Here is a 12,353-nt window from a genome sequence, read left to right on the forward strand (position 1 = left end):
ATGGATGTCAGGGCCGCTGGCCTTCCAGTTCCGGGCCGCTGTCCACCGTCGCGCGGAAATCCGGCTTGTTGCTGATTCCCGCCGCCTGTTCATAGGCCAGCCCCGCATCGAGCAGCCCCTGTTCGGCATAGGCCGCGCCGATGAAGCTCAACCCTACCGGCAGGCCGCGCACCAGCCCCATCGGCACGGTCAGATGCGGATAGCCCGCGATCGCCGCCGGGCCGGTGGAGCCGCCCGGTCCCTCATATTGATCGCCCCACACGGTATCGGACGGCCAGGCCGGGCCGTAGCTGATCGTCACCAGCAGATCGACGCGGTTATCAGCCAGCATCGCGTCGATTCCCTCCCGCCCCGCCAGCCGCAACGATGTTGCGCGCGCCGCTTTGTAGGCCGGGTCGTCCAGCCCGGCCTTGGCTTGCGACAGGGCGAAGATTTCCTGCCCGAACAGCGGCATCTCCGACACCTTGTGCGCGTCGTCGAAGGCGATGAGACCGGCGAGCGTGCGGCTGTCCACCTGGTCGGGCCGTGTGGTGGCGAGATAGGCGTTCACGTCCGCCTTGAACTCATATTGCAGCACGTCGTAGCTGGCGGCCGACATACCTTCCATCGGCGGTTTCTTCACCTCCACCAAGGTCGCGCCCAGTCCCTTGAGCAGCGCCAGCGCCGCTTCATAGCGCTCCAGCAGTTCCGGTTGCGCGCCGCCGCGCAGCACGCCGATCCGCATCCTGCCGATCGCGGCGGGATCGAGCGCGGCGGCATGATCGCCCGCATGGGCCATGGCGTCGGCAGTGGCAGGGTCGGCGGGGTCGCTGGCGATCAGCGCCGACAGCAGGATGGCGACGTCGCGCACGCTGCGCGCCATGGGGCCGGCCGTATCCTGGCTATGGCTGATCGGTACGATATGGGTGCGGGGTATGAGGCCGACCGTCGGCTTCAACCCCACCAGCCCCATCATCGAGGCGGGGCAGATGATCGACCCGTTGGTTTCGCTGCCGATCGCGGCAGGGGCGAAGCCGGCGGCGACCGCTGCGCCCGATCCGCTCGACGACCCGCAGGTGGTGCGATCGAGCGCATAGGGATTGCGGGTGAGCCCGCCGATCGCGCTCCAGCCGCTCATCGACCGTTCTGAGCGGAAATTGGCCCATTCGGACAGGTTGGTCTTGCCCAGGATGATCGCGCCCCTCGCTCTCAGCGCTGCGGCGACCGGCGAATCGCGGCCCGGATCGTTGCGGGCGAGCGCCAGCGACCCGGCGGTGGTCGGCATCCCCGCCGCCTCGATATTGTCCTTGAGCAGGATCGGCACGCCATGGAGCGGCCCGCGCAGCTTGCCCGCGCGGCGCTCGGCGTCCAGCGCCCGCGCTTCCTGCATCGCATGGGGATTGAGACTGATGATGCTGTTGAGGCGCGGCCCCTTGCGGTCCAGCGCCGCGATGCGTTGCAGATAGGCGCGCACCGCCTTCTGACTGGTGGTGCGGCCGGCCGCCAGATCGGCGGAGAGCGACGCGACCGTCGCCTGCTCGATCTGCGCCCGCGCGGGCGCTGCGGCCAGCAGCAGGGCCAGGATGGGCAGCAGCCTCTTCATCGCGGATAGACCTCGTCCATATGGGCAAGGCTCTTGACGATCAGCGCCTCCAATACCGCCATGTCGATGCCGGACAGGCGTTTCACATAGAGGCAGCCCTTGCCGCGCCGATGCGTGCCCAAAGTGGCGAAATCCATGTCCGCCAGCCCGGCCAGATAGAAGACCAGCTCCGCCTTGCGCGGCGCAAAGCCGATGCGGCAGCTCTCGCCCTCGCGCCCGCTGTCATAGCGATAGTGATAGCGGCCGAAGCCGATGATGCTGGATCCCCACAGGCGCGGCGGTTCGCCCGACAGGCGCGCCATCAGCGCCGCCGCGATCCGGCCGTCCGCGCGCCGCTCTTCGGGCTCGACCGCCGCCAGAAACGCGTCCACGTCCGCCGCCGTTTCGACCGTCTTGTTCGCGTCCTTCGCCATGGCTTGCCTTCCCCGCGCCGCTCGCCTAGAGGCTAGCGCGTCATCTGGGGAGTAGCCAGCCGTTCCGCCGAGGAACGGGCCATATGTCAACATATTTGGCCGAGAGGTCATGGCATATGGGACGCGGGTCACCGCTTCTGGCGAGACCAATGGCATCGGCGCTTCTCTGTCCGGCCGGGCGGGAGGCGACGGTGGCATTGCGTCTGTTTCACTTCCGCCCGGCCCCGGAAATTCACGATGGAAGCTCTCTTCACCTCCGCCGCGCTCGTCGCGCTCGCCGAAATGGGCGACAAGACGCAGTTGCTGGCCATGCTGCTCGCCACCCGCTTTCGCAAGCCGGTGCCGATCATCCTGGGCATTTTCGCGGCCACGGTCGCCAATCATTTCCTCGCCGCGCTGGTCGGCCATTCGATCGCGGGCGTGCTGACGCAGGAGTGGTTCCGCTACGCCGTCGCCGCCTCCTTCATCGCCATGGCCGCCTGGACGCTGATCCCCGACACGTTCGACGAGGATGCGCCGCTGAAAGCCCCGACCAAGGCGGGCGTGTTCGTGACGACGCTGGTCGCCTTCTTCCTGGTCGAGATGGGCGACAAGACGCAGGTTGCGACCGTGGCGCTGGGCGCGCGGTTCGACAATCTGGTCGCCGTCACCATGGGCACGACGCTGGGCATGATGATCGCCAATGTGCCGGCCGTCCTGTTCGGCGAGGCGCTGGCCAAGAAGGTGCCGATGCGCGCGTTGCAGATCGGCGCGGCGTTGCTGTTCCTGGGTCTGGGCTTGTGGATGCTGGCCGATCTGCAAGGCTGGTTCGGCTAAAGGCGGTTGTCAGCGCGCGGCGGCTGTTGCAAGGGGTTTGGCAGAGTCATTCCCTTAAATTTAGACATGGGACGCGCGTGATGAAGGACAGTCTGGTTACGGTGTTCGGCGGCGGCGGCTTTCTGGGCCGGCAGGTCGCCCAGGCGCTGATGGCGCAGGGCGCACGGGTGCGGATCGCGCAGCGCGACCTGGCCACCGCGATGAAGGTCAAGACGCTGGGCAATCTGGGCCAGACCCAGTTCGTCGCCGCGGACATCCGCAAGCCCGACAGCGTCGCCCGCGCCATCCATGGCAGCGACGTCGTCGTCAATCTGGTCGGCATATTGGCGGGCGATTTCGACGCCTTCCACCATGTCGGCGCGGCCAATGTGGCGAAAGCTGCCGCTGCGGCAGGCGCGACCACGCTGGTCCATGTCTCGGCGATCGGCGCGGACGCCGAAAGCCCGTCGGCCTATGGCCGGTCGAAGGCGGCGGGCGAGACCGCGGTCAAGGCCGCCTTCCCCAGCGCCACCATCATTCGCCCGTCGATCGTCTTCGGGCCGGAGGACCAGTTCCTCAACCGTTTCGCCGACCTCATCAGCCTGTTCCCGGTCGTCCCGGTGATTGCGCCTGCGACCAAGTTCCAGCCGGTCTATGTCGGCGACGTTGCCGACGCGATCGCCCATGCCGCCGCGCAGCCCGGCCTCTATGGCGGCAAGACCTATGAGGTCGCCGGCCCGCAGGTGATGAGCATGAAGGAGATCAACGCCTGGATCGCCAGGGCGATCGGCCGTGACAAGCCCCTGATCGACGTGCCGCAGGGCGTCGCGTCGCTGCTGGCGATGCTGCCGGGCGGCCCGATCAGCCGCGACCAGCTCGCCATGCTGGGCCGCGACAATGTCGCCGCGCCCGGGGCGGAAGGGCTGGAAGCGCTGGGCGTCGCGCCGACGCCGCTCGGCGCAGTCGCCGACAAGTGGATGGTCCGCTATCGCCGCCACGGCCGTTTCGCCGGCCGCGCGCGCGCCTGACATAGCCTTGTTCTCCCGCGCAGGCGGGAGACCAGCCCCACCGTCCGAACTGGATTGAACCGAGTCACGTGCCTCGGTTCAACGCCTTCGCGAGAGCACGCTGCGCCAAAGGCTTCCCATGGACCTCCATTATCTGACCGTCATCCTGCTGGGCATCGTGGAAGGGCTGACCGAATTCCTGCCGGTATCCTCGACCGGGCATCTGATCCTGGCGAGCGAATTGCTGAGCTATGATTCGGCCAGCTGGGCGATGTTCAACGTCGTGATCCAGCTCGGCGCGATCCTGGCGGTGGTGGTGCTCTACTGGCGCACTTTCTGGGCAGTGGCGATGGGGCTGTTGCGGCGCGAGCCGGTAAGCTGGCGGTTCCTGCGCAACCTGCTGCTCGCCTTCATCCCCGCCGCCATCGTCGGCCTGGCGCTGCACGACTATGTCGAGATGCTGCTGGGCGCGCCCAGGGTCGTCGCCTGGGCGTTGATCGTGGGCGGCGTAGCGATCCTGCTCATCGAACGCATGGTGAAGGAACAGCGGTTCCACGGCATCGCCGACATCCCCGCTATCCGGGCGCTGGGCGTAGGCCTGATCCAGTGCATATCGATGATTCCCGGCGTCAGCCGGTCGGGCGCTACGATCATGGGCGCGCTGACGCTGGGCGTCGAGCGCCGCACCGCGGCGGAGTTCAGCTTCTTCCTGGCAATCCCGACCATGTTGGGCGCGACGACCCTGGAACTGCTGAAGAAGGGCGACCAGATCACCAGCGCGACGGTGGGCTGGGACAGTATCGCGCTCGGCTTCATCGTCTCCTTCTTCGTCGCCCTTCTGGTCATCAAATGGTTCGTCGGGCTGGTGTCCAAACATGGCTTCACCCCCTTTGCCTGGTATCGAATCGTCGCCGGCTGCGCCGCGCTGATCTGGCTCGGCATGAGGTAGGTCCGAAACGGTCCTTATGTTACGCTAGTTTTTGCGATCCATTCGCAATTAAGCGGTAAAATCCCATTTAATTAGTAAGTCATGCTGACCTAACTGCCAGAATCCACGTGACTGCGCGGGTTTTTCTGCTATGCGCGCTGCTGAAACAGATTCAGAGGCGATCCATGGCTGACAATCCGATGCTGAAATTTGTGGGTAAGGCACAATCCTACCCGGAAAAGCGCGCGGCGGACGACCGCGCCGACGATTTTCTGGAAATCAGCCGCAGCTTCATTCTCGATAAGGCGGAAGAACAGGCGTCGCGCTGCTCGCAATGCGGCGTCCCCTATTGCTCGACCCATTGCCCGCTGCACAATCATATCCCCGACTGGCTGCGCCTGACCGCCGAAGGCCGGTTGCGCGAAGCCTATGAACTGTCGAACCTGACCAGCACCATGCCCGAAATCTGCGGCCGCATCTGCCCGCAGGACCGGCTGTGCGAGGGCAATTGCGTCATCGAATTTTCCGGCCATGGCGCCGTGACCATCGGCAGCGTCGAAAAATACATCACCGACACCGCCTGGAAGGAAGGCTGGGTCGAACCGCTGGTCCCCGGCGCGGCGCGCGGCCAGTCGGTCGGCGTCATCGGTGCGGGACCGGCCGGCCTGACGACGGCGGAATATCTGCGCGTGGCGGGCTATGAGATCCATGTCTACGACCGGCACGATCGCGCCGGCGGCCTGCTGACCTATGGCATCCCCGGCTTCAAGCTGGAGAAGGACGTGGTCATGCGCCGCATCCAGCGGCTCAAGGACGGCGGCATCATCTTCCACGACAGTTTCGAGATCGGCCGCGACGCCACGCTGGAACAGTTGCGCCAGAAGCATGATGCGATCCTGATCGCGACGGGCGTCTACAAGCCGCGCGACATCAAGGCGCCGGGCGTCGGCGCCGCGGGCGTGGTCAAGGCGCTCGACTATCTCACCGCCTCCAACAAGGCGGGCTTCGGCGACGCCGTGCCGGAACATGACGACGGGTCGCTGCTGGCGACCGGCAAGAATGTCGTCGTCATCGGCGGCGGCGACACGGCGATGGACTGCGTCCGCACCGCGATTCGCCAGGGTGCCAAGTCGGTCAAGTGCCTCTACCGCCGTGACCGGGAAAATATGCCCGGATCGCAGCGTGAAGTCGCCAATGCGGAGGAAGAAGGCGTCGAGTTCGTCTGGCTGACCGCGCCGATCGCCTTTGAGGGCACGGAGCATGTTACGGGCGTCAAGGTCACCAAGATGCGCCTCGGCCAGCCCGACGCCTCCGGTCGTCGTGCGCCGGAAGCCGATCCGGGCAGCGAACATACGCTGGAAGCCGATCTGGTCATCAAGGCGCTGGGCTACGACCCTGAAGAACTGCCCAGGCTGTTCGGCGCCGACGACCTGTCGGTCACCCGCTGGGGCACGCTGCGCGTCGATCACAAGACGATGATGACCAGCGTGGACGGCGTGTTCGCGGCCGGCGACATCGTGCGCGGCGCATCGCTGGTCGTCTGGGCGATCCGCGACGGGCGGGATGTGACGGATCATATGCATCGCTATCTGAAGGCGAAGGCCAAGGCGGGCGAAAGGGTCGCGGCGTGATGCGCTTCACTTCCCTCGTCGCCCCTTTGCTGCTGCTATCCGCCCCGATCGCTGCGCAGGCCCAGGCGCCTGCTGCAACGGTAGAAGCTGTCGATCCGGCGCTGCTGGCCAAGGCCAAGCCGATCGCCGCCGTTATTCTGCCCGATGGCACCATGGAAAAAATGATGGGGCCGATGATGCAGAAGATGATGGGACCGATGATGGACGGCATGACCAAGATGCCGATCCGCGAGTTCCTGAAAGTCGGTGGCCTCGATCCGGAACAGGCGGACAAGCTGGGCGAAGGGACGATCGAGGAGATGATGGCGATCATCGATCCCAATTTCCGGAAGCGCATGGACGTGGTCGTCAACAGCATGATGCCCGCAATCGGTCGCTTCATGGGGCGCTATGAACCGGATATGCGCGAAGGCATGGCGGAGGCTTTCGCCTCTCGCTACAATTCTGCCGAACTCGACCAGATCGGCGCGTTTTTCAAGACGCCCATCGGCGCGAAGTTCGGCGCAGGCTTCATGGAGCTGGCTGCCGACCCGCATTATATCGGTCGACTGCAGAAGGTGATGCCGGAAATGATGCAGGCCATGCCGGAGATCATGAAATCATCTGCGGCCGAACTCGAAAAGCTGCCCAAGCCGCGCACCTATAACGACCTGACCAAGGCTGAACGCGACCGCCTCACTACATTGCTCGGGGCGGACGCCAAGAAGGCCAACTGACAATCGACGCCGGCGATGCCGGCAATCAACGGAATGACAGCGGCCGTACCCAGAAAGCGGATGGCCACAGGCAAGGGTAAGTCATCATGACCGACACCAACTTCACCGCCAGCCCCGAAGAGCGCGCACGGATCGCGGCCGAGGGCATGTATCATCCCGAGATGGAAGGCGACGCCTGTGGCGTGGGCCTGGTCGCCGCGACCGATGGTCGGCCCAGCCGCCGCGTCGTCGCCTCCGCCATCGATGCGCTCAAGGCGGTATGGCATCGCGGCGCGGTCGATGCCGACGGCAAGACCGGTGACGGCGCGGGCATCCATGTCGACCTGCCGGTGCGCTTCTTCGACGATGCGATCGCGGATTCGGGCCACAAGCCGCTGCCCAATCGCCTCGCCGTCGGCATGATCTTCCTGCCGCGCACGGACCTCAGCGCCCAGGAAACCTGCCGTACTATCGTGGAAGCCGAGATCATCGAGGCCGGCTACACCATCTATGGCTGGCGCCAGGTGCCGGTGGACGTGTCGGTCATCGGCGAAAAGGCGCAGCGCACGCGCCCCGAAATCGAGCAGATCATGATCGCCGGCCCGATGCCGGAGGAACGCGACCAGGCCGAATTCGAAAAGGATCTTTACCTGATCCGCCGCCGGATCGAAAAGCAGGTCATCGCCGCGCAGATCCAGGATTTCTACGTCTGCTCGCTGTCGTGCCGGTCGATCATCTACAAGGGGCTGTTCCTCGCCGAATCGCTGTCGGTCTTCTTCCCCGATTTGCAGGACGAGCGGTTCGAAAGCCGCGTCGCCATCTTCCATCAGCGCTATTCGACCAACACCTTCCCGCAATGGTGGCTGGCCCAGCCGTTCCGCACCCTCGCCCATAATGGCGAGATCAACACGATCCGCGGCAACAAGAACTGGATGAAGAGCCACGAGATCAAGATGGCCTCGCTGGCCTTCGGCGAGCAGTCGGAGGACATCAAGCCGGTCATCCCCGCCGGTGCGTCCGACACCGCCGCACTCGACGCCGTGTTCGAAGCCATCTGCCGGTCGGGCCGCGATGCGCCAACCGCCAAGCTGATGCTGGTCCCCGAAGCCTGGCAGGCACAAAGCGCCGACCTGCCTAAGGCGCACGCCGACATGTACGACTATCTCGCCTCCGTCATGGAGCCGTGGGACGGCCCCGCCGCGCTCGCCATGACCGACGGCCGCTGGGTCGTCGCCGGCGTGGATCGCAATGCGCTGCGCCCGCTGCGTTATACGCTGACCGGCGACAATCTGCTGATCGTGGGTTCGGAGACCGGCATGGTCGTCGTGCCCGAAACCACCATCGTCAAGAAGGGCCGCATGGGTCCGGGCCAGATGATCGCCGTCGACCTGCTCGAAGGCGAAATCTACGACGATCGCGCGATCAAGGATCGAATCGCGGGCGAGCGCCCCTATGGCGAACTCATCAAGGACTTTCTGACCGTCGCCGACCTCGGCGACGCGCCAACTGCGCTGCCCGGCTGGGACAAGGCCGAACTGACCCGCCGCCAGGTCGCCGCCAACCTGACGCTGGAGGATCTGGAACTGATCCTCTCGCCCATGGTGGAGGACGCCAAGGAAGCGATCGGGTCGATGGGCGACGACACGCCGCTCGCGGTCATTTCCGACAAGCCGCGCACGATCAGCCATTTCTTCCGCCAGAATTTCAGCCAGGTCACCAACCCGCCGATCGATCCGCTGCGCGAACGGCATGTGATGAGCCTGAAGACGCGCTTCTCCAACCTCCACAACATCCTGGAGGAAGGCGCACAGAACAGCCATGTGCTGGTGCTGGAATCGCCGGTCGTGACGAGCGCCGAATGGGCGCGGCTGAAGGCCTATTTCGGTCCGTCCGTGGCCGAGATCGACTGCACCTTCCCCGCAAGCGGCGGGCAGGAGCAACTGCGCGCCGCCATTTCCCGCATTCGCGAGGAGGCCGAGCAGGCGGTGCGCGAGGGGCGCACCGAAATCTTCCTGACCGACGAGGGCGTCAATGCCGATCGTGCGGCCATCGCCGGCGTGCTGGCGGCGGCGGCGGTCCATACGCATCTGGTGCGCAAGGGGCTGCGCAGCTACGCATCGATCAACGTGCGGTCGTGCGAAGCGCTCGACACCCATTATTTCGCGGTGCTGATCGGCGTCGGCGCGACCACGGTGAACGCCTATCTGGCCGAAGCCAGCATCGCCGACCGCCACAGCCGCGGCCTGTTCGGCGATCTGGCGCTAGACGCCTGTTTCGAACGCTATCGCACGGCCATCAACGAAGGCCTGCTCAAGATCATGTCCAAAATGGGCATCGCGGTCATCAGCAGCTATCGCGGCGGCTATAATTTCGAGGCGGTCGGCCTGTCGCGCGCGCTGGTCAACGATCTGTTCCCCGGTATGCCAGCGAAGATTTCAGGCGAGGGCTATGCCTCGCTCCACTACAGCGCGATGCTGCGCCACGAGCAGGCGTTCGACGCCGCTGCCGTACGCCTGCCGATCGGCGGCTTCTACCGCCAGCGCCAGGGCGGCGAGAGCCATGCCTATTCGGCGCAGCTGATGCACCTGTTACAGACGGCCGTGGCGACCGACAGCTATTCGACCTATCTACAATTTTCGCGCGGCGTCCGCGATTTGCCGCCCGTCTACCTGCGCGACCTGATGGAGTTCAACTTCGCCCGCGAAGCCGTACCGATCGACGAGGTCGAGGCGACCACCGAAATTCGCAAGCGCTTCGTGACGCCGGGCATGTCGCTGGGCGCGCTCAGCCCCGAAGCGCATGAAACGCTGGCGATCGCGATGAACCGCATCGGCGCCAAGGCGGTGTCGGGCGAAGGTGGCGAGGATGCGAACCGCTTCAAGCCCTATGACAATGGCGACAACGCCAACTCGGTCATCAAGCAGATCGCGTCCGGCCGCTTCGGCGTCCATGCCGAATATCTGGCGTCGGCCGAGGAGATCGAGATCAAGGTCGCGCAGGGCGCCAAGCCCGGCGAGGGCGGCCAGTTGCCCGGCTTCAAGGTGACCGAATTCATCGCCAAGCTGCGCCATTCGACGCCGGGCGTGACGCTGATCTCGCCGCCGCCCCATCACGACATCTATTCGATCGAGGATCTGGCGCAGCTCATCTACGACTGCAAGATGATCAACCCGCGCGCCCGCGTGTGCGTGAAGCTGGTCAGCCAGGCCGGTATCGGCACTGTCGCGGCGGGCGTGGCCAAGGCCCATGCCGACGTCATTCTGATCGCGGGCCATGTCGGCGGCACCGGCGCCAGCCCGCAGACCAGCATCAAATATGCCGGCACGCCCTGGGAAATGGGCCTGTCCGAAGCCAATCAGGTGCTGACCCTCAACGGCCTGCGCCATCGGGTGAAGCTGCGTACCGACGGCGGCCTCAAGACCGGGCGCGATATCGTGATCGCCGCGATCCTGGGCGCGGAAGAGTTCGGCATCGGCACGCTGAGCCTCGTCGCCATGGGCTGCATCATGGTGCGCCAGTGCCACAGCAACACCTGCCCGGTGGGCGTGTGCGTGCAGGATGAAAAGCTGCGCCAGAAGTTCACCGGCACCCCGGAGAAGGTCATCAACCTGATGACCTTCATCGCCGAAGAAGTGCGCGAAGTGCTGGCGCGCCTCGGCTTCCGCAGCCTGGACGAAGTGATCGGGCGGACGGAACTGCTCAAGCAGGTCAATCGCGGCGCCGAACATCTGGACGATCTCGACCTCAACCCGATCCTGGCCAAGGTGGACGCGCCCGACGACCAGCGCCGCTTCAGCCTGACGCAATGGCGCAACGAGGTGCCCGACAGCTTGGATGCGCAGATGATGCGCGATGCCAAGGCGGTGTTCGAGCGTGGCGAGAAGATGCAGCTCACCTATACGGTGCGCAACACGCATCGCGCGGTCGGCACGCGGTTGTCATCCGCCGTCACGGACCGGTTCGGCATGTCGACGCTGGCCGACGGCCATTTGACCGTGCGCCTGCGCGGGTCGGCGGGCCAGTCGCTGGGCGCCTTCCTGTGCAAAGGCATCACCCTTGAAGTGTTCGGCGACGCCAACGACTATGTCGGCAAGGGGCTGTCGGGCGGCATCATCAAGGTGCGCACGACCGTCTCCAGCCCGCTCTCGTCCAAGGACAATACGATCCTGGGCAACACCGTCCTCTATGGCGCAACCAGCGGCAAGCTGTTCGCGGCCGGTCAGGCCGGTGAACGCTTCGCCGTCCGCAATTCGGGGGCGCAGGTCGTGGTCGAGGGCTGCGGCGCCAATGGCTGCGAATATATGACCGGCGGCGTGGCGGTGATCCTGGGCAAGACCGGCGCGAATTTCGGCGCGGGCATGACCGGCGGCATGGCCTTCATCCTGGACGAGGATGGCAGCTTCCCGGCGCAGGCCAACCCCGAAGGCATTGTCTGGCAGCGACTGGACAGCGTCCATTGGGAGGCGCAGGTCAAGGCGCTGATCGCCGAACATGCGGTGGCGACGGACAGCAAATGGTCCAACACCATCCTGGACGACTGGGATCGCTGGCGCCGCTATATCTGGCAGGTCTGCCCGAAGGAGATGCTGGGCCGCCTCGCCCATCCGCTGAGCGACCGGCCGGCGGAAACGGTCGCCGCCGAATAAGCGGCCTGACGCCGGTCCGTACCGATCCGATCGATGGTCCCGTGAAGGCGGGACACCGATCGGATCATGGTACAGTCAAAAACGGGGTTCGGCAGGCATGGTTGCGACCACAGGCGCCGGCGGCGGATCATCCTCCATCGCATCTTGATCGGCCGGCACGGCGACCGGCGGCGGGACTGCTTCACCAGCCGCGAATCGCCTGATCTGCGGCGGCAAGGTACGAACCGCAGCAGGCGCAGCATCGGGCATCAGATCTTGCGGCAAGGCGGCCGCCTCATAGTCCCGCACCACCGGATCGCTGGTCCCGTCGATCATGCCATTCGCATCCAGCCCGGCCATGTCCGCCTGCCAGCGCCGTTCGGCCAGGGTAGGGCCGCACCCGGTGCAATGAATGACCCCCGGCCCCTTCTGCATCGCGAAGGACGCCTCGGTCGCGACCTGATCGGCGGGCGTCGCCTCCACATAGTCGCTCGCGCTGCGCGCCGGTCTATGCGGGCTGGTCACATAGCTGCCCAACCCCAGGCCCATCATGGCCGCCACCCCCAGGGTCGCGCCCGCGCCCATCCAGAAATGCGCCGTCATCATGCGGTTTCTCCCACGCCGGTCACGCCATTGTGCGACACTGGCTTCACCTTCTCCAATCAATCACAACGCGG

The 12,353-nt window shown here is 65.7% G+C and carries 9 protein-coding genes and 1 riboswitch; of the genes, 6 read left to right on the forward strand and 3 right to left on the reverse strand.

Annotated features, from left to right (window positions below; translation table 11 throughout):
- Window positions 1-7: 7 nt before the first annotated feature.
- Both K9B33_RS08830 and K9B33_RS08835 read right to left on the reverse strand, forming a co-directional pair.
- Window positions 8-1,582: an amidase gene (locus tag K9B33_RS08830; protein WP_224548162.1), complete on the reverse strand. Its 1,575-nt coding sequence runs from the start codon at window positions 1,580-1,582 to the stop codon at window positions 8-10.
- Window positions 1,579-1,995, reverse strand: coding sequence for a DUF1801 domain-containing protein (locus K9B33_RS08835; protein ID WP_224548163.1), 417 nt, complete (start codon window positions 1,993-1,995; stop codon window positions 1,579-1,581). Before K9B33_RS08835 ends, K9B33_RS08830 begins: the two co-directional genes overlap by 4 nt.
- Window positions 1,996-2,028: 33 nt before the next feature.
- A riboswitch (yybP-ykoY riboswitch) is annotated at window positions 2,029-2,213 on the forward strand.
- 19 nt (window positions 2,214-2,232) lie between these two features.
- Between K9B33_RS08835 and K9B33_RS08840 the strand changes: the two genes are divergently transcribed.
- The 6 genes from K9B33_RS08840 to gltB all read left to right on the forward strand — a co-directional run bounded on the left by K9B33_RS08840 (window position 2,233) and on the right by gltB (window position 11,697).
- Window positions 2,233-2,811 carry a TMEM165/GDT1 family protein gene (locus K9B33_RS08840; RefSeq protein WP_224548164.1) on the forward strand — a complete coding sequence of 193 codons (579 nt, stop codon included), beginning with the start codon at window positions 2,233-2,235 and terminating at the stop codon, window positions 2,809-2,811.
- An 80-nt stretch (window positions 2,812-2,891) separates the two neighbouring features.
- Window positions 2,892-3,818, forward strand: coding sequence for a complex I NDUFA9 subunit family protein (locus K9B33_RS08845; RefSeq protein WP_224548165.1), 927 nt, complete (start codon window positions 2,892-2,894; stop codon window positions 3,816-3,818).
- Between the two features lie 118 nt (window positions 3,819-3,936).
- Window positions 3,937-4,746, forward strand: a complete 810-nt coding sequence (locus tag K9B33_RS08850; protein ID WP_224548166.1) for an undecaprenyl-diphosphate phosphatase — start codon at window positions 3,937-3,939, stop codon at window positions 4,744-4,746.
- A 164-nt stretch (window positions 4,747-4,910) separates the two neighbouring features.
- Window positions 4,911-6,356 (forward strand): NAD(P)-dependent oxidoreductase, encoded by a 1,446-nt coding sequence (locus K9B33_RS08855; RefSeq protein WP_224548167.1) that lies wholly within the window; start codon window positions 4,911-4,913, stop codon window positions 6,354-6,356.
- A complete protein-coding gene (locus tag K9B33_RS08860) occupies window positions 6,356-7,072 on the forward strand; it encodes a DUF2059 domain-containing protein (protein ID WP_224548168.1) in 717 nt (238 codons plus the stop codon). Before K9B33_RS08855 ends, K9B33_RS08860 begins: the two co-directional genes overlap by 1 nt.
- An 86-nt stretch (window positions 7,073-7,158) precedes the next feature.
- Window positions 7,159-11,697: a glutamate synthase large subunit gene (gltB, locus tag K9B33_RS08865; RefSeq protein ID WP_224548169.1), complete on the forward strand. Its 4,539-nt coding sequence runs from the start codon at window positions 7,159-7,161 to the stop codon at window positions 11,695-11,697.
- A 75-nt stretch (window positions 11,698-11,772) separates the two neighbouring features.
- Here gltB and K9B33_RS08870 read toward each other — a convergent pair whose 3' ends face one another.
- On the reverse strand, window positions 11,773-12,282 hold the full coding sequence (locus K9B33_RS08870) for a hypothetical protein (RefSeq protein WP_224548170.1): 510 nt from the start codon (window positions 12,280-12,282) through the stop codon (window positions 11,773-11,775).
- Between the last annotated feature and the right edge of the window lie 71 nt (window positions 12,283-12,353).

The organism is Sphingobium sp. 3R8, from assembly GCF_020166615.1.
GTDB lineage: Bacteria > Pseudomonadota > Alphaproteobacteria > Sphingomonadales > Sphingomonadaceae > Sphingobium > Sphingobium bisphenolicum.

Excerpts from the sequence above, each read along its gene's own strand:
- K9B33_RS08830 (WP_224548162.1), bottom strand. The coding sequence starts at position 1,582 with ATGAAGAGGCTGCTGCCCATCCTGGCCCTGCTGCTGGCCGCAGCGCCC.
- K9B33_RS08835 (WP_224548163.1), bottom strand. The coding sequence starts at position 1,995 with ATGGCGAAGGACGCGAACAAGACGGTCGAAACGGCGGCGGACGTGGAC.
- K9B33_RS08840 (WP_224548164.1), top strand. The coding sequence starts at position 2,233 with ATGGAAGCTCTCTTCACCTCCGCCGCGCTCGTCGCGCTCGCCGAAATG.
- K9B33_RS08845 (WP_224548165.1), top strand. The coding sequence starts at position 2,892 with ATGAAGGACAGTCTGGTTACGGTGTTCGGCGGCGGCGGCTTTCTGGGC.
- K9B33_RS08850 (WP_224548166.1), top strand. The coding sequence starts at position 3,937 with ATGGACCTCCATTATCTGACCGTCATCCTGCTGGGCATCGTGGAAGGG.
- K9B33_RS08855 (WP_224548167.1), top strand. The coding sequence starts at position 4,911 with ATGGCTGACAATCCGATGCTGAAATTTGTGGGTAAGGCACAATCCTAC.
- K9B33_RS08860 (WP_224548168.1), top strand. The coding sequence starts at position 6,356 with ATGCGCTTCACTTCCCTCGTCGCCCCTTTGCTGCTGCTATCCGCCCCG.
- gltB (WP_224548169.1), top strand. The coding sequence starts at position 7,159 with ATGACCGACACCAACTTCACCGCCAGCCCCGAAGAGCGCGCACGGATC.
- K9B33_RS08870 (WP_224548170.1), bottom strand. The coding sequence starts at position 12,282 with ATGATGACGGCGCATTTCTGGATGGGCGCGGGCGCGACCCTGGGGGTG.